Origin of the sequence: Streptomyces sp. NPDC047061 (assembly GCF_040643955.1) — a bacterium.
Taxonomy (GTDB): domain Bacteria; phylum Actinomycetota; class Actinomycetes; order Streptomycetales; family Streptomycetaceae; genus Streptomyces.
On the sequence record NZ_JBEYVI010000004.1, the window covers coordinates 266,323 to 283,471 of the forward strand.

13 protein-coding genes and 1 tRNA gene are annotated in these 17,149 nt (G+C 70.2%); 8 read left to right on the forward strand and 6 right to left on the reverse strand.

Annotated elements, in window-relative coordinates; translation table 11 throughout:
* Positions 1–256: 256 nt before the first annotated feature.
* From gyrB to ABZ887_RS09755, 4 genes are all read left to right on the forward strand, one after another.
* On the forward strand, positions 257–2,320 hold the full coding sequence (gyrB, locus tag ABZ887_RS09740; protein WP_361285286.1) for a DNA topoisomerase (ATP-hydrolyzing) subunit B: 2,064 nt from the start codon (positions 257–259) through the stop codon (positions 2,318–2,320).
* 42 nt (positions 2,321–2,362) lie between these two features.
* Positions 2,363–4,957, forward strand: a complete 2,595-nt coding sequence (gene gyrA, locus ABZ887_RS09745; RefSeq protein ID WP_361285289.1) for a DNA gyrase subunit A — start codon at positions 2,363–2,365, stop codon at positions 4,955–4,957.
* A 19-nt stretch (positions 4,958–4,976) separates the two neighbouring features.
* Positions 4,977–5,771: a DUF3566 domain-containing protein gene (locus tag ABZ887_RS09750; protein ID WP_361285292.1), complete on the forward strand. Its 795-nt coding sequence runs from the start codon at positions 4,977–4,979 to the stop codon at positions 5,769–5,771.
* Between the two features lie 111 nt (positions 5,772–5,882).
* Positions 5,883–5,959 (forward strand) — tRNA-Ile (locus ABZ887_RS09755).
* A 198-nt stretch (positions 5,960–6,157) separates the two neighbouring features.
* Here ABZ887_RS09755 and ABZ887_RS09760 read toward each other — a convergent pair.
* The 3 genes from ABZ887_RS09760 to ABZ887_RS09770 form a co-directional block, all read right to left on the reverse strand.
* Positions 6,158–10,282, reverse strand: coding sequence for an AAA family ATPase (locus ABZ887_RS09760; RefSeq protein ID WP_361285779.1), 4,125 nt, complete (start codon positions 10,280–10,282; stop codon positions 6,158–6,160).
* 349 nt (positions 10,283–10,631) lie between these two features.
* Positions 10,632–11,147: a hypothetical protein gene (locus tag ABZ887_RS09765; RefSeq protein WP_361285295.1), complete on the reverse strand. Its 516-nt coding sequence runs from the start codon at positions 11,145–11,147 to the stop codon at positions 10,632–10,634.
* 152 nt (positions 11,148–11,299) lie between these two features.
* Positions 11,300–11,749, reverse strand: a complete 450-nt coding sequence (locus ABZ887_RS09770) for a DoxX family membrane protein (RefSeq protein WP_361285298.1) — start codon at positions 11,747–11,749, stop codon at positions 11,300–11,302.
* A 235-nt stretch (positions 11,750–11,984) separates the two neighbouring features.
* Between ABZ887_RS09770 and ABZ887_RS09775 the strand changes: the two genes are divergently transcribed.
* From ABZ887_RS09775 to ABZ887_RS09785, 3 genes are read left to right on the forward strand one after another with little or no spacing between them, the layout of a single operon-like run.
* Positions 11,985–13,196 carry an amidohydrolase family protein gene (locus ABZ887_RS09775; protein WP_361285301.1) on the forward strand — a complete coding sequence of 404 codons (1,212 nt, stop codon included), beginning with the start codon at positions 11,985–11,987 and terminating at the stop codon, positions 13,194–13,196.
* A 38-nt stretch (positions 13,197–13,234) separates the two neighbouring features.
* Positions 13,235–13,441, forward strand: coding sequence for a ferredoxin (locus ABZ887_RS09780; RefSeq protein WP_089100442.1), 207 nt, complete (start codon positions 13,235–13,237; stop codon positions 13,439–13,441).
* A 3-nt stretch (positions 13,442–13,444) separates the two neighbouring features.
* Positions 13,445–14,434 carry an FkbM family methyltransferase gene (locus ABZ887_RS09785; protein ID WP_361285304.1) on the forward strand — a complete coding sequence of 330 codons (990 nt, stop codon included), beginning with the start codon at positions 13,445–13,447 and terminating at the stop codon, positions 14,432–14,434.
* Positions 14,435–14,442: 8 nt separating this feature from the next.
* Here ABZ887_RS09785 and ABZ887_RS09790 read toward each other — a convergent pair whose 3' ends face one another.
* From ABZ887_RS09790 to ABZ887_RS09800, 3 genes are all read right to left on the reverse strand, one after another.
* The gene (locus ABZ887_RS09790) at positions 14,443–15,207 is read right to left on the reverse strand and encodes a glycosyltransferase (RefSeq protein WP_361285782.1); all 765 of its coding nucleotides are present in this window, start codon (positions 15,205–15,207) and stop codon (positions 14,443–14,445) included.
* Between the two features lie 8 nt (positions 15,208–15,215).
* Positions 15,216–16,004: a GntR family transcriptional regulator gene (locus ABZ887_RS09795; protein ID WP_361285307.1), complete on the reverse strand. Its 789-nt coding sequence runs from the start codon at positions 16,002–16,004 to the stop codon at positions 15,216–15,218.
* A 186-nt stretch (positions 16,005–16,190) separates the two neighbouring features.
* Positions 16,191–16,532, reverse strand: a complete 342-nt coding sequence (locus ABZ887_RS09800) for a DUF6344 domain-containing protein (RefSeq protein ID WP_361285310.1) — start codon at positions 16,530–16,532, stop codon at positions 16,191–16,193.
* 350 nt (positions 16,533–16,882) lie between these two features.
* Here ABZ887_RS09800 and ABZ887_RS09805 point away from each other — a divergent pair, with 350 nt between their 5' ends.
* Positions 16,883–17,011: a DLW-39 family protein gene (locus ABZ887_RS09805; RefSeq protein WP_003999697.1), complete on the forward strand. Its 129-nt coding sequence runs from the start codon at positions 16,883–16,885 to the stop codon at positions 17,009–17,011.
* Positions 17,012–17,149 lie beyond the last annotated feature (138 nt).

Sequence of the window (17,149 nt, forward strand, 5' to 3'; positions counted from 1 at the left end):
TCGGAAGCGCTGAGTGCCTCCGTGAGCCTCTTGGAGCCCCCATCCACATATCGGGAGTCGGCGGAGGCGGGTTCAGGGCGGCACATGCGGACTCAGGTACCGGCAAACCCCCATCACTGTCGGCGCTACCGGTAGACTGGAAGCCAATCCCGCCCCGAACGTGGGGACCGCCCGGGAAAAGCTGAGCAACGCTGATCAAGGCTTACCAACGCAACATGCCGCAGCCGCTCCGGCAACCCGCCGACGAGCCTGGCTCGTGCTGTGCCAGAAAGGGCGCTTCGTGGCCGATTCCGGCAACCCCAACGAGAACATCCCGTCCACCGACGCCGGCGCGAACGGTGAGGTCACCGCCTCTTACGACGCCAGCGCCATCACCGTCCTCGAAGGGCTGGACGCGGTCCGCAAGCGACCCGGTATGTACATCGGCTCCACCGGCGAGCGCGGCCTGCACCACCTCGTGTACGAGGTTGTGGACAACTCCGTCGACGAGGCTCTGGCGGGCCACGCGGACACCATCGACGTGACGATCCTGGCCGACGGCGGCGTGCGCGTCGTCGACAACGGCCGTGGCATCCCCGTCGGCATCGTGGCGTCCGAGGGCAAGCCGGCCGTCGAGGTCGTACTGACCGTGCTGCACGCGGGCGGCAAGTTCGGCGGCGGGGGCTACGCGGTCTCCGGCGGTCTGCACGGTGTCGGTGTGTCCGTCGTGAACGCGCTGTCGTCCAGGGTGTCCGTCGAGATCAGGACCGACGGCGCCCGCTGGACGCAGGACTACAAGCTGGGCGTTCCGACGGCTCCGCTGGCCGAGCACGAGGAGACCGACGAGACCGGTACCTCGGTCACGTTCTGGGCGGACCCGGACATCTTCGAGACCACCGAGTACTCCTTCGAGACGCTGTCGCGGCGCTTCCAGGAGATGGCGTTCCTCAACAAGGGCCTGACGATCAAGCTCACCGACGAGCGCGAGTCGGCGAAGGCGGTGGCCGGGGCGGACGAGGCCGGCGCCGACGAGAAGGCCGAGGTCAAGACCGTCACGTACCACTACGAGGGCGGCATCGTCGACTTCGTGAAGTACCTCAACTCCCGCAAGGGCGACGCGGTGCACCCGACGGTGATCGACCTGGAGGCCGAGGACAAGGACAAGAGCCTGTCCCTCGAGGTCGCCATGCAGTGGAACAGCGGCTACAGCGAGGGTGTGTACTCGTTCGCCAACATCATCCACACGCACGAGGGCGGCACCCACGAGGAGGGCTTCCGCGCGGCGCTGACCTCGCTGATCAACAAGTACGCGCGCGACAAGAAGCTGCTCCGCGAGAAGGACGACAACCTCACCGGTGACGACATCCGCGAGGGTCTGACCGCGATCATCTCGGTCAAGCTCAGCGAGCCGCAGTTCGAGGGCCAGACGAAGACCAAGCTGGGCAACACGGAGGCCAAGACCTTCGTGCAGAAGGCGGTCTACGAGCACCTGAACGACTGGCTGGACCGCAACCCGGTCGAGGCCGCGGACATCATCCGCAAGGGCATCCAGGCGGCCACCGCGCGCGTGGCGGCCCGCAAGGCCCGCGACCTGACCCGCCGCAAGGGTCTGCTGGAGTCCGCGTCCCTGCCGGGCAAGCTCTCCGACTGCCAGTCGAACGACCCCACCAAGTGCGAGATCTTCATCGTCGAGGGTGACTCCGCCGGCGGCTCGGCCAAGTCCGGCCGCAACCCGCAGTACCAGGCGATCCTCCCGATCCGCGGCAAGATCCTCAACGTCGAGAAGGCGCGGATCGACAAGATCCTGCAGAACCAGGAGATCCAGGCGCTGATCTCCGCCTTCGGCACGGGTGTGCACGAGGACTTCGACATCGAGAAGCTCCGCTATCACAAGATCATCCTGATGGCGGACGCCGACGTCGACGGCCAGCACATCTCCACCCTGCTGCTGACCTTCCTGTTCCGCTTCATGCGGCCGCTGGTCGAGGCCGGGCACGTGTATCTCTCCCGCCCGCCGCTCTACAAGATCAAGTGGGGCCGGGACGACACGGAGTACGCGTACTCGGACCGCGAGCGCGACGCGCTCATCGAGATGGGGCGCCAGCGCGGCAAGCGCGTCCGTGAGGACTCGATCCAGCGCTTCAAGGGTCTCGGCGAGATGAACGCCGAGGAGCTGCGCATCACCACGATGGACCAGGAGCACCGGGTCCTCGGCCAGGTCACCCTGGACGACGCGGCCCAGGCCGACGACCTGTTCTCGGTCCTGATGGGCGAGGACGTCGAGGCCCGTCGCGCGTTCATCCAGCGCAACGCCAAGGACGTCCGCTTCCTCGACATCTGAGTCGGTCTCAGCTGACCGCACCAGGAAGGATCTTGACCAGCCATGACCGACGAGAACACTCCCGTCACCCCTGAAGAGGGCGGCGAGCTCGCGATGCGCGTCGAGCCCGTCGGGCTCGAGACGGAGATGCAGCGCTCGTACCTGGACTACGCGATGTCCGTCATCGTGTCCCGTGCGCTGCCCGACGTCCGTGACGGCCTCAAGCCCGTGCACCGCCGCGTCCTGTACGCGATGTACGACGGCGGCTACCGCCCCGAGCGCGGCTTCTACAAGTGCGCCCGTGTCGTCGGCGACGTCATGGGCAACTACCACCCGCACGGCGACTCATCCATCTACGACGCCCTGGTGCGCCTCGCCCAGCCGTGGTCGATGCGGATGCCGCTGGTGGACTCCAACGGCAACTTCGGCTCCCCGGGCAACGACCCGGCCGCCGCCATGCGGTACACCGAGTGCAAGCTCGCGCCGCTGTCGATGGAGATGGTCCGCGACATCGACGAGGAGACCGTCGACTTCACGGACAACTACGACGGCCGCTCCCAGGAGCCGACCGTCCTGCCGGCCCGCTTCCCGAACCTGCTGATCAACGGCTCCGCCGGCATCGCGGTCGGCATGGCGACCAACATCCCGCCGCACAACCTGCGCGAGGTCGCCTCCGGTGCCCAGTGGTACCTGGAGAACCCGGAGGCCTCGCACGAGGAGCTCCTGGACGCGCTGATCGAGCGCATCAAGGGCCCCGACTTCCCGACCGGCGCCCTGGTCGTCGGCCGCAAGGGCATCGAGGAGGCCTACCGCACGGGCCGCGGCTCCATCACCATGCGCGCGGTCGTCGAGGTCGAGGAGATCCAGAACCGCCAGTGCCTGGTGGTCACGGAGCTGCCGTACCAGACCAACCCCGACAACCTCGCGCAGAAGATCGCCGACCTGGTGAAGGACGGCAAGGTCGGCGGCATCGCCGACGTCCGCGACGAGACCTCCTCGCGCACCGGCCAGCGGCTGGTCATCGTGCTGAAGCGGGACGCGGTCGCCAAGGTCGTCCTGAACAACCTCTACAAGCACACGGACCTGCAGTCGAACTTCGGCGCCAACATGCTGGCCCTGGTCGACGGCGTCCCGCGCACCCTCTCGCTGGACGCGTTCATCCGGCACTGGGTGACGCACCAGATCGAGGTCATCGTCCGCCGTACGCGCTTCCGGCTGCGCAAGGCCGAGGAGCGGGCGCACATCCTGCGCGGTCTGCTGAAGGCGCTGGACGCGATCGACGAGGTCATCGCGCTGATCCGGGCCAGTGACACGGTCGACATCGCGCGTACGGGCCTGATGGACCTCCTGGAGATCGACGAGATCCAGGCCAACGCCATCCTCGAGATGCAGCTGCGGCGACTGGCCGCCCTGGAGCGCCAGAAGATCATCCAGGAGCACGACGAACTCCAGGCGAAGATCACCGAGTACAACGAGATCCTCGCCTCGCCGGTCCGGCAGCGCGGCATCGTCAGCGCCGAGCTCGCCGCGATCGTGGAGAAGTTCGGCGACGACCGCAAGACCATGCTGGTGCCCTACGACGGTGACATGTCCATCGAGGACCTGATCGCCGAGGAGGACATCGTCGTCACGGTCTCGCGCGGCGGCTACGTCAAGCGGACCAAGACCGTCGACTACCGGGCGCAGAAGCGCGGCGGCAAGGGCGTGCGCGGTACGAAGCTGAAGGAAGACGACATCGTCGACCACTTCTTCGTCTCGACCACGCACCACTGGCTGCTGTTCTTCACGAACAAGGGCCGGGTGTACCGGGCGAAGGCGTACGAGCTGCCGGACGCCGGCCGGGACGCGCGCGGTCAGCACGTGGCGAACCTGCTGGCCTTCCAGCCGGACGAGGCGATCGCCGAGATCCTCGCGATCCGCGACTACGACGCGGCGGACTACCTGGTGCTGGCCACCAAGGCCGGTCTGGTCAAGAAGACGCCTCTGAAGGATTACGATTCGCCCCGCTCCGGCGGCGTCATCGCGATCAACCTGCGGGAGCGCGAGGACGGTTCCGACGACGAACTGATCGGTGCCGAGCTGGTTTCGGCGGACGATGATCTGCTTCTGATCAGCAAGAAGGCACAGTCGATCAGGTTCACCGCCTCCGACGACACTCTGCGCCCCATGGGCCGGGCCACCTCCGGTGTCAAGGGCATGAGTTTCCGTGCGGACGATGAACTTCTGTCGATGAATGTTGTTCGACCCGGTACGTTCGTGTTCACTGCCACCGACGGGGGGTACGCGAAGCGGACCCGTGTCGACGAGTACCGCGTCCAGGGCCGCGGCGGCCTCGGTATCAAGGCCGCCAAGATCGTGGAGGACCGCGGTTCGCTGGTCGGCGCGCTGATCGTCGAGGAGAACGACGAGATCCTCGCCATCACCCTGTCCGGCGGTGTGATTCGCACGCGAGTCAGCGGGGTCAGGGAGACGGGCCGTGACACCATGGGCGTCCAACTGATCAACCTGGGCAAGCGCGATGCCGTCGTCGGTATCGCACGCAACGCCGAGGCCGGCAGCGAGGCGGAGGAAGTCGACGGCGAGGACGCCGTGGACGAGACCGCCGAGGGTGTCGAGACCAGCGGTACGGACGAGGGTGAGGCGCCCTCGGCCGAGTAGGCACGAGGAGTGAGTCATCGTGAGCGGAGCCACGGGCGCCGGATCGGCCGGTACCTCGACGGGTACGGATGCGGACGGCGGCGGCCGTGGCTCCGCCGCGTCCGACGGGGGCGGTGCGGCGACGCAGCAGGCGGACACGCACACGACCCAGCTGAAGGCGATCAAGGCGCCCGTGAAGGCGCCCGCGCCGGAGGCACAGGGATCGCAGGGGGGATCTGTGACCGACACCCGAGGGCCGGCCGCGCCGGGCGAGCGGCCGGCGCCCGCGCAGCCGCAGCAGCAGGGCGCGTCCCCGCTGCCGGGGGAACGGCGGGCCGAGCAGCGCGCCGAGCCCTACCACCCGCCGCAGGCCTACCCGGCGGCACAGCCCGCGCAGCCCGCACAGGCGTCGGCGGGGGCCGTACGACGGCCGCGCCCCGGCGCCGGAACGCGCACCGCCCCGCGCACCCGCAAGGCCCGGCTGCGGGTCGCCAAGGCCGACCCCTGGTCGGTGATGAAGGTCAGCTTCCTGCTCTCCATCGCGCTGGGCATCTGCTCGATCGTGGCGGCGGCGGTGCTGTGGATGGTCCTGGACGCGATGGGCGTGTTCTCGACGGTCGGCGGCACGATCTCGGAGGCGACCGGCTCGAACGAGTCGAACGGCTTCGACCTCCAGTCGTTCCTCTCCCTCCCGCACGTCCTGACGTTCACGGCGATCATCGCGGTCATCGACGTCGTCCTCGCGACGGCGCTGGCGACCCTCGGCGCGTTCATCTACAACCTCTCCGCGGGCTTCGTCGGCGGCATCGAGCTGACCTTGGCCGAGGACGAGTAACCGGGGTTCAAACCTCTCCTGACGCTCCCCCGACAACCGATTTTGGGACTGCCCCGGTCGTGCGCTAATCTTCAGGAGTCAGCGCGCGGGACACACACCGCAGAGCGCGGCGGGGCTATAGCTCAGTTGGTTAGAGCGCATCCCTGATAAGGATGAGGCCACAGGTTCAAATCCTGTTAGCCCCACCAGCACGAAGGCCCCCGGTCCGGATGGATCGGGGGCCTTTGGCGTTTCCGGAGCCGGTCAGGGCATGAAAAGGCCCGATCGCTGGCGACGGGGGATGCACCAGCGACCGGGCTGCGACCAGCCTAACAAGGCGGCCTGTGCGGTGGGAGTCAACTTCTCGGCCGTCATGAGCAGTTGTGATCGGGATCACTCAAAGGTGGTCAGGTGTCGCAGGGCGGGTCGTAGGTGAGGCGGGGGAGGTACTCGCGCCACTTGGCGGGCGTCAGGACGTCGCGGGTCACCGCGCAGATACGGGTGACCGCCTGGTCGACGTCCAGGCTCCACAGCCGGACCGTGTCGGCGCCGCTGGAGACGCCCAGCATGTTGCTCCGCGGGCTGAAGGAGAGGAAGTTGCCCGTCTTGGCGTTGGGACTCATGGACTGCCCGATGGGGTGGGCCGAGGACGGGGACGACACGTTCCAGAGGCGGACCGTGTTGTCGTTGCCGCCGCTGGCCAGGGTCCTGCCGTCCCGGCTGAAGGTCAGGGAGACGACCGCCTCGGTGTGGCCGGTGAGGGCCGGGCCGAGGCGGGTCGCGCGGCCGGGGTCGGAGACGTTCCAGAGGCGGACCGTGTCGTCGTCACTGCCGCTGGCCAGGGTGCGCCCGTCGGGGCTGTAGGCGAGGGTGTTGACCGGGCCCAGGTGGCCCTTGAGGGGGCTGCCCAGGAGCCTGGCACGGGTCCGGTCGGAGACGTTCCAGAGGCGGACGGTGCCGTCCGCGCTGCCGCTGGCCAGGGTCCTGCCGTCGGGGCTGAAGACGAGCGCGTTGACGTAACCGGTGTGGCCCTTGAGGAGCTCGCCGAGGCGCTTGGGGTGCGCCGGGTCGCTGATGTCCAGGAGCTGGATCGTGCGGTCGTCGTAGTCGGCGGCCACGGTGCGCCCGTCGGGGCTCAGTGCCAGCGCCTCGGAGCCCGCGTACCGGGTGTTCAACCGGACCGGCGCACCGTACTGGGCGGGGTGCGCGGGGTCGGAGACGTTCCACAGCTGCACCCAGCTGAGGTTGTCCTCGCTGGTCAGGATGATCAGGGTGCGGCCGTCCCGGGTGAACACCATCGAGCGCAGGTCCCGCGACCCGGTCGTGAACGGTTCGCCGAGCACGGTGGGCCGGGCCGGGTTCGTGATGTCGAACAGCCGCATCCTGCTGTCCCCGCCGCCGGTGGCCAGGACGCGTCCGTCCGGGCTGAACGCCCCCGCCGCGCCGATCATGTCCGAACCCGGGATCGACCACAGCCGCACCTTGCCGTCACCGCTGCCGGTGACGAGGGTCCGCCCGTCGGGGCTCCAGCCGACGGCGTACATCTCACCGCTGCTGCCCGCGAGCGGCTCGCCCACCTGGGAGGGGAAGGCCGGGTTGTCCACGTTCCACAGGCTGGCCGTGGAGTCCGCGCTGCCCGCGGCGAGCATGGAACCGTCGGGGCTGAAGGCCACCGACCAGACGGGCCCGGTATGGCCGGTGAGCGGCGCACCGAGGGCCTTGGGACGCTTCCGGTCCGAGACGTCCCACAGCCGTACGGTGTCGTCCTTGCTGCCGCTGGCGAGGGTGCGGCCGTCCGGGCTGAAGGCCACCGAGTGCACGGTCGCGGTGTGCCCGGTCAGCGGGGCGCCGACGCGCTCGGGGCGCCGCGGGTCGGAGACGTCGTACAGGAGGATCGTGTTGTCGTCGCTGCCGGCCGCGAGGGTGCGGCCGTCGGGGCTGAACGCGAGGGAGCGTACGGCCTCGGTGTGGCCGGTGAGGGTGCCCAGTGAGGCCGGGTGACGCGGGTCGTGCACGTCCCACAGGCGGACGGTGTGGTCCTCGTCGGCGGTGGCCAGCGTACGGCCGTCCGGGCTGAAGGCGACCAGGTAGACGGTGCCGTCGTGGCCGGCCAGCGGGGAACCCAGGGAGGTGGGGTGCTTCGGGTCGGAGACGTCCCACAGCCGTACGGTGCCGTCGTCCCCGGCACTGGCCAGGGTCCTGCCGTCCGGGCTGAAGACCGCGCTGGAGACCCAGCTCGTGTGGCCGAACAGGGGCTTGCCCAGGGCCTTCGGCCGGGTCGGGTCGCTCACGTCCCACAGCCGGACCGTGCGGTCGTAGGCGGCGGTGGCCAGGACCTTGCCGTCGGGGCTGAAGGTGGTGAGGTAGACGGCGCCGGTGTGGCCGAGCAGCGGGGTGGCCAGCGGGGCGTTGACGATGGATATCAGGCGGTTGTTGGCGCCCTCGTCGTCCGGACGCAGGTCGTGGGCGACCAGGTCGAGCTGGGCGGACAGCGAGGGGTCCGAGTACTGGAAGCGGTCGGCCTCCGCGACCACCTGCTCGAACACCGCGTCGTCCCGCTGCTGCCGGGCGATCACGGCGGAACCGGCGGCCAGTACCGCGAGCACGACCAGCGCCGACACGGCGGCCCGGCTGAGCCACACCGTGCGCCGGCGCAGCCGTACCGAGGCCGCCAGGAACTCCACCGCGCTGCGGGTCAGGTAGGTGTCGCCGGCCGACTTCGCCCAGGTGTGGGCCTGTTCGAGCCGTGAACCGCGGTAGAGCAGGGAGGAGTCGTGGCTCGACTCCTCCCAGGCCCGGCCGTCCTCCTCCAGACGCTGCCGCAGCAGATTGCCGTTGCGGTCCTCGTCGAGCCACTCGCGCAGCCGGGGCCAGGCGTGCAGCAACGCCTCGTGGGTGATCTCCACGGTGTCGGCGTCGAGAGTCACCAGCCGGGCCCGGACCAGGGCTTCGAGCGACTCCTCCGTCTTGTTCGGGTCGGTGGACTCCGCGGCCAGCTGGCGCCGGGTGCCGCGTCTGCGGGTCGCCTGGGTGTCCTCGCCGAGCCGCACCAGGCGGAGCAGGAGCAGCCGGGCGGCGGTGCGGGCGGCCGGGTCCAGGCTGGACCAGGCGCGTTCCGCGGTCGCGGCGACGGCGCCCTGGATGCCGCCGGCGGCCCGGTAGCCGGCCAACGTCAGCCGGCCCGCCTTGCGGCGCTGCCAGGTGGCGAGCAGGGCGTGGGAGAGGAGCGGGAGCACACCGGTGTCATGGGCGCCCCGCGGGCCGTCCGCGCTCACCTCCCGGACGATCAGCTCGGCGAGACCGGGTTCCAGCTCCAGGCCCACGGCCTTGACGGGAGCGGTCACCGCCTCACGCAGCTCGGCGGTGGTCAGCGGGCCGAGCACCATGTGCCGGTGCTGGAGCGCGTCGGCCAGCTCCGGGTAGCCGAGGCACTGCTCGTAGAAGTCGGCACGGATACCGAGGACGACCAGGGCGGGGGCCCGTTCGCCTGGGGCGGCGGGGGTGCTGGCCGAGTGCAGGAACTGGACGAAGGTACGCCGGTCCGCCTCGTCGGCGCAGAGGGCGAAGGTCTCCTCGAACTGGTCGACGATGAGGACCGGACGGGCGGCTGGATCGTGCTCTGAGGGGCGCCATGTTTCACGTGAAACATCGACGGCCCGGGATTTGACGGCCTCGGACTCGACGGCCTCGGACTCGACGGCCTGGGATTTGACGGCCTCGGATTCGCGTCGGGTCCAGGCCGTGACCGCTTGTCGTACGGCGTCCGGATCGTCGGGGCCTGCCAGTTCGGCCAGTTCGGGTATGCGGCGGATCAGCTCCTTCACGGGGTCCGCACCCGGGACCAGTTGAAGGACGTGGTGCGGGACGTGGTGCGGGCGGCCCCCAGCGCCGGCCAGGGCGCCGCTCTGCAGCGCGGTGACCAGTCCGGCGTTCAGCAGCGAGGACTTTCCCGCCCCCGAGGCGCCGACCAGCATCACCAGACCGCCGTCCGCCTCCGCGGAACGGAGCTGGGCGACCAGCGCGTCGGTGCTGCGCTCCCGGCCGAAGAACCAACGGGCGTCCTCACGGCGGTAGGAGGCCAGACCCCGGTAAGGGCAGACGCTGTCGACCGGCGGCGGCTGGTCCGCCTCCTCGGCCGCCTCCGGTGCGGACAGCTCGCCGACCGGATCGGCCAGGGCCCGCTCCCACAGCTTCTGCCACTGGGTCATGTCGTAGAGCCCGCTGGACACCGGCGTCGGCTGGGCGCGGCGAGCCTGCGGGATCAGGACCTGCAGGACGGCGGAGAGGGCGACGAACTGGGCGGGCACGTTCTTCGCGCGCCGCCAGTCACTGATCCGCTGCGCGGAGACCCGCACCGGCCGGCCTCGCTCGTCGACGCGATGAAGCCGGTCGACCGCTTCGGCGACGCGTTTGAGCGGAGGATTACCGGCCTCCTTGTACAGCAACGCGAGACGTTCCGCGAAGGCTGTGCGTGCCCCTGCGTCGGGACCCAAGGCTCTCCACCCCTTACTACTTCCCCCGCTGCTGCCCATCCGGACCGGAAAACCCACTTTATACGGCTGACCTGCGGCGAAGCCCCGGACCGGACGTCCTGCCCTCCTCAGACGGGCCCCTCGGCTGGCAGGATTTCGCCACAGCAACGCGGTGATCGGGCGTCGTCCCGACCGGCCGACCAGCTCAGCATTCGCAGAGACAGCTCACGGCACCGCACGTTCTCGGTCACCTTCGACCGGCGGCCTTCCGCCGGAGTGGCCGTACGACACGAGCTGCTCCCGCGCGCTGAACGAGGCATCCGGTCCCAGTGCGCGGTCCGACACCACCCGCGCCGTTCGGCACCGGTCCCCACGTGGGGAGGGACCGGTGCCGAACGGCACGGGATCATCACATCCAGCCCGCCGTGCGTGCCGCCTCGACCGCGCGTTCCTCCGCGTCGTCGGCCTTCGCGTTGAGGGTCCCGTTCTGTCCCGCCGCCGTGCCGCCGGCCGCCGTCGCGGCCGCCTGGGATGCGGTGAGGGCGGCGCGCAGGGCTGCCGCCGTCTCGGTGTGCTCGTCCGGGGAGCCGGGCACCTGCACGTCCGCTTGCGCCGCCACCTGCGCGGCCAGCGCCGCGGTGGCAGCGGCGTTGCGGGCGCAGCGGGCGTCCGCGGCCGGGTCGGGTGCGGTGCCGGGCAGGGCGGCGAGCGACCGGGCCGACAGTCGGAGCGCGTTCGCGGCCCGACCCACCGGGCTCGTCGGCACGGTCTGCGCTGCTTCGGGGGTGATCCCCGCGTGGCGGCAGGCGGCGACCGCGCGCTCGTAGGCGCTGTGGGCGCGGGCCGAGTGCAGCTTTCTCAGAGTGTCCGCCGAGGGGCTGTCCGAGGGACTGTCCGAGGGGGACTTCGAGGGGTCGGTCGTCATCTGCGCCTCCTCGCCACGAGTGCCACGAGTGCCGTGACGGGGGTGACTGGGGTGATGGGGACGGAGGGTCGCTGCGGCACCGTTGTGGCTGGTCGCGCAGTTCCCCGCGCCCCCAGATCGGCGGCTGCGCCGCCGATCTGGGGGCGCATCGGCTAGCCGAACAGGCCCAGTGCCGCGTCCACCGACCAGCTCTGCCAGCTGACGGCGAACAGGCCGACCACGGAGATCAGGGCCATCATCAGGTTCTGTCCCTGTTCCGCCCAGTCGTGGATCATGAGAACCAGGTAGATCAGGTTGAGCAGGAACCCGGCCGCCAGCGCGATCGGTGTGAGGAAGCCGGAGACCAGGCCGAGGCCCAGGGCGAGCTCCGCGTACGCGACGACGTAGGCCATCAGCCGGGGGCGCGGCGCGACGACGGTGTCGAAGCCCTGCCGGACCACCGGCCAGCGGTGCTTCTCCGCGACACCGGCCGCCCACCGGATGCCTCCGCCGCCGAACCACTGCTTCTTGTCCTTGTGTCGCCAGCTCTCCAGCCACCACAGACCGAGCCCGATGCGGAGCACCGCGAACCATTCGGCACCGCTCAGCAAGGCTGATCGCATCCCGCACCCTCCCCGGATCCCCACAGCCATACATCTGACGGTTCGTCAGTTCAGCGGAAGGCGGCGTGCGTCGCAAGAGGGAGGGCGGGACGAACTCCGGAAGTTCCGGCGGGAGGGGGGTGCGGGGTGTGGTGGCCCTTGCTGGTGCAGGCTCCTGGGCCTAGCCTGAATGCCGACGGCTTATCTGATGGACCGTCAGATAAATTCGGAACTCCGCAGGCAGCAGGGGGTAGGCATGGCAGAGAACGCGACCGGCACCCAGGATCTGCCCAGGGTGATCAGCGTGGACGACCACGTGATCGAGCCCGCTCACCTCTTCGAGCGGTGGCTGCCGGGCAAGTACCGCGACAAGGGGCCCAAGCCCTTCACCGCCGGCATCGGCGAACTCGCCTACGTCGGCGGCAAGTACCGGTTCACCACCGACCCCGAGGGCCAGATCACCGACTGGTGGGAGTACGAGGGCCTGCTCTTCCCGTACAAGCGCATCATCGCCGCCGTCGGCTTCTCCCGGGACGAGATGACGCTCGACGGCATCACCAGGGAGCAGATGCGGCGCGGCTGCTGGGACCCCAAGGCCCGCCTGGAGGACATGGACATGAACCATGTCGAGGCCTCCCTCTGCTTCCCGACCTTCCCCCGCTTCTGCGGGCAGACCTTCGCCGAGGCCAAGGACAAGGAGGTCGCGCTGGCCTGCGTCCGGGCCTACAACGACTGGATGGTCGAGGAGTGGTGCGGGGACAGCGGCGGCCGGCTGATCCCGCTGTGCCTGATCCCGCTGTGGGACATCGACCTGGCCGTCGCCGAGATCCGGCGCAACGCCGAGCGGGGCGTCCGGGCGGTCACCTTCAGCGAGATCCCGACCTATCTGGGCCTGCCGTCCATCCACTCCGGCTACTGGGACCCGTTCTTCGCGGCCTGCGAGGAGACCGGGACGGTGGTCAACATGCACATCGGGTCGAGTTCCCAGATGCCGGCCGCCTCCCCGGACGCCCCGCCCGCCGTCCAGGCCTCGCTCAGCTTCAACAACGCCATGGCCTCGATGATGGACTTCCTCTTCTCCGGGGTCCTGGTGAAGTTCCCCCGGCTGAAACTCGCGTACAGCGAGGGCCAGATGGGCTGGATCCCGTACGCGCTGGAGCGCGCCGACGATGTCTGGGAGGAGCACCGGGCCTGGGGCGGGGTGAAGGACCTGATCCCCGAGCCGCCCTCGACGTACTACTACCGGCAGATCTTCTGCTGCTTCTTCCGCGACCGGCACGGCATCGAGGCGATCGAGACGATCGGCGTGGACAACGCGACGTTCGAGACGGACTACCCGCACGTCGACTCGACCTGGCCGGAGACCAAGCGGGTGGCCCAGGAACACGTCGGCGGACTGGCCCCGGAGGTGGCCTACAAACTGCTGCGCGGGAACGCGATCCGGATGCTCCAGCTGCCCTTCGACTAGCCGGTTCAGCGGGTCGCCCGGTGGGCAGGGGACCGGGCATGAAGGTCTCCGTCGACGCCGACGTCTGTTATGGGTCGGGCGAGTGTGCCTTCCGGGCACCCGCTGTGTTCGGGTTCGAGGACGGGTACGGTTTCGTCCTGCCCGGACGGGAGGAGTCCGGGGACGACGACGAACTGATCCGGGACATCGCCGAGCGCTGCCCGTCGCAGGCGATCCGGATCGACGGCCGAAGGGTCACCGACTAGCGGATGAGCACCCCCCGCAACCCTCGCACCTCCAGTGCCTCCAGTGCCTTCAGCACCTCGCGCACCCCGCGCACCGAACTCGCCGAACTCGTGGCCACCCTCGGCCGCCGCTACGTCCGCGACTTCCCGGGCCCCTGGGGCAAGACCCTCGCGGCCCGCGCGCTCAACCCCTACCTGCGCGACCACCCCCGGCGGCGCGTCGTCGAGACGCTCTCGGGCGACCGGTTCGCGGTCGACACCCAGGACCTCATCCAGCGCTACCTCTACCTCTTCGGGGTGTGGGAACCGCACATGACCCGCTGGCTGCGCGGCCGGCTGGCGCCCGGGGACTGCTTCGTCGACGTCGGCGCCAACATCGGCGTCTTCAGCGTCCTCGCCTCCCGGCTGGTCGGGGAGCAGGGCCGGGTCGTGGCCGTCGAGGCCTCCCCCGCCTTCCACCGCCGCCTCGAACAGCAGAGCGCGCTCAACGGCTGCCGGAACATCCGCGCGGTCAACGCCGCCGTCTCCGACGCCCACCGCACCCTGACCTTCGTGCTCGCCAGCTCCCGCAACATGGGCGCCAACAGCATCGTCCCGTGGGACGGCCCGGCCGAGTCCAGCTTCGACATCGAGGCCGTGCCGCTGCCCGAACTGCTCCGGCCGGAGGAGATCGAGACCGCGCGGGTCGTCAAGATCGACGTGGAGGGCGCCGAGGGCGCGGTGGTGCGCGGGCTCGCCCCCCTGCTGGAGAAGCTGCGCCCGGACGCCGAGATCACCGTCGAGGTCACCCCCGACCGGATGGCCCAGCTGGGCGACTCCGCGGACGACCTGCTGCGCACCATGACCGACGCCGGCTACCACGTCTACCGGCTCGCCAACAGCTACGCGGCCGACAGCTACCCCCGCGCCCTGTACGGCGAACCCGTGGTTCCGGTCCGCTGGGACCGCCCGGTCACCGAGGAGAGCGACCTGGTGTTCTCGCGGGTGGACGCGGCGACGCTGGGCCCGGCCTGACAGGTCGGTCAGCCGTACCGCCAGCCGAGCTCCGCCAGGGCCCGTGCCCGGGCCGCCACGACCGTCATGCGGGCCTCCCGTTCCACCGGGTCGGTGTGTGCGGGACGGCCGGTGACCTGGCCCTCCCACTTGCGGTAGAGCAGCCCGGCCTCCGCCGAGAACCAGCCCCGGCTCACGGCGTCGAGGGCGAGCAGCAGCCCGGTGTCCTCGGAGGCGGGCAGCGCCATCCAGCCGCCGAGGGCGAGCAGCAGCTCGCGCCGGACGAAGAGGGTGGCCGGATGGACCTGGGCGCGGAAGTCGTGCGCGGTCCAGTGGCCGAGCACCGTCCCGCGCTCGATCGGGCCCTCCTCAGGGTCGCCCGGGAAACCGGCAGTGGAGCCGTCCGGCAGCAGGTCCAGGGCTCGTGAGGTGGCCCAGCCGATGTCCGGGCGGCCCTCCAGCGCGGCCAGGTCACGGCCCAGCGCACCTGGCGTGAGCTGGTCGTCGGCGTCGAGGACCTTGACGTACGAGCCCTCCGCCCGGGCCAGCGCGAGGGTGCGCGCGACCCCGGGGCCACCGGCCCGGCCCCGCCGGAACGACACCCGCGCGTCGTCGGGGACGTAGGCACGGACCTCGCCGGAATCCTCCCCCTCCCCGTCCCCGTCCTCCTGGATAAGCCACTGCCACTCCCACCCATCAGGCAGTCGCTGCTCGCACAGCGACGCGTAGGCCTCGGGCAGGAAGCGGGCCGACGGCGCGTGGACCGCGGTGACGACGGTGACGCGCCGGGTCACGGCAGCGCTCACCACCTTTCCAGGTGTGTGGTGAAGAGCAGTTCGGTGCGGTCGCCGGGGAGGGTGACGGCGGTGATGTCCACGATGCGGTCGTGGATGTCGTACGACGTCTTGCGCAGCAGGATCACCGAGGTGCCGGCCGGCAGGTCCAGCTCGCGGGCCTCCTCGGGCGTCGGCGGGCGGGCGGTGAAGCGCTCCTCGACGCGGTCGACCTCGATGCCGACGGTGTGGAGCTGGTTCTGGGTGCCGCCCGGCCAGGGTTCGTTGGTCTCGTCCAGGAGATCCGGGTTGGCCGCGATCATGTCGCGGACCAGGTAGGAGGTGACCAGGCTGAAAGGGGCGGTCTCGGCGGAGTGCCGGGTCCGGTAGGTGCGCTCTAGGAGCACGGTGCCCTCCGGTACCCCGAACGCGTCGGCGAGGTCGCTGGGCGCGGTCAGCTCGCGGTAGCGGGCGAAGAAGACCAGGTCGCCGATGACCAGGCCGGTCTCGCGCTCGGTCGCGCCGGTCTCGGCCCGGGTGGCCTCCGGCATCCGGGCGCGGTCCTTCTCCCACTGGTGCCGTTCGTTGTCGCGGACCGCGCGGGTGCGGGGGCGGCGCACGAAGGTGCCGCTGCCGTGCCGCTTGTCGATCAGTCCCTCCGCGCTCAGCAGCCGCAGCGCGTTCTGGATCGTGGGCACGCTACGGCCGTGCCGCCGGGCCAGCTCCGCCTCGGAGGGCAGCCGGGCACCGGGCTTCAGCTCGCCGTTCCGGATGGCGCGGCGGAGGTCGCAGGCGATCTCCTCGTAGGCCTTGGGCACATGATCAGCCTACGACTCCTTAAGAGGAGTTGAGGAGTCGAGCAGTCGAGCTTGTTCCGTCCATGGACGTGCGGAGGCCCGCAGCCGGATCGATCCCGGTCGCGGGCCTGTTGTCGCAGCAGGCGCTGGTACGTACGCAAGTCGCCCTTGCGCCGTGTTGCGTCCGAGCCGTCTGTACCGGCGGGGTCAGCAGTCGAGCGGTGCCGCGGGGGGCTCGGCCGGGTTCTCGGACTCGGTGGTGTCCAGGGGACGCTGGCGGCAGCTGGGGGTCTTGCCGTGGGCCTCGGCCCGGATGCGCTGCTTCATCGTGGGCGGCAGGGACCTGGCGTGGGACCAGAGCCAGTGGCTCTGTGCCGGGATCGTCACCCGGTCCGTGCTGTGGTCCTCGCCGGTGCTGTTGCGCGGGGTCTCGGTCTGCGGTACTGCGGCGGCGGTGGCGGCCGAGACGAATCCGAGCGCCGTGAACAGCGCGAGGAAGGCGGTGACGATGGCGGTCCACAGCTTCATGACCTTGGCGTTCCGGGCCATGGCCCCTCACTTTCGGGTTGGGCGATTTGCGTACTTTCCTCATGATGTGTATGGGGCTCGCGAAGTGGGGGACGTCGAACTGTGGCGCGTCGATGTTCTGATGAACACCACACGGATGGGTGCATGAGGAGGGAAAAATCCCAAGAAAGGCCCGTGAAAGGAGTCGAGAGGGAGCAAAGTAACCGTCCGTGGGAGTGTGATCACCCTCCGATCGGAGCGGCTCGACCTCGGGCAACGCCTTGTGGCGGACCGGAGTTGGGGTCGGATGCCAGGTCACCGATCGATATCGGTCGGTGTGTATAGTCGGGCGCCAGAGGTCCCCTACGTCAAGGAAGAGACGAGGTCGCGCGGTGAAGAAGCTTCTCCTGGTCGCACTGGCCGCCATCGGCGGGCTCCTCGTGTACCGCCAGATCCAGGCGGATCGCGCCGAGCAGGATCTGTGGACGGAGGCGACTGACTCCGTGCCCACGGGTTCGTGAGTACCGACAACAGACGACACTGAGACCCCGGCCGCCCGAGCGGTCGGGGTTTTGCGTTGCCGGGGCGGACGGGCAGGCCAGCGGACGGGCAGACGGCGGGCGGCGGGCAGGCGGCGGGCGGGCCGCCCGGGTGTGATG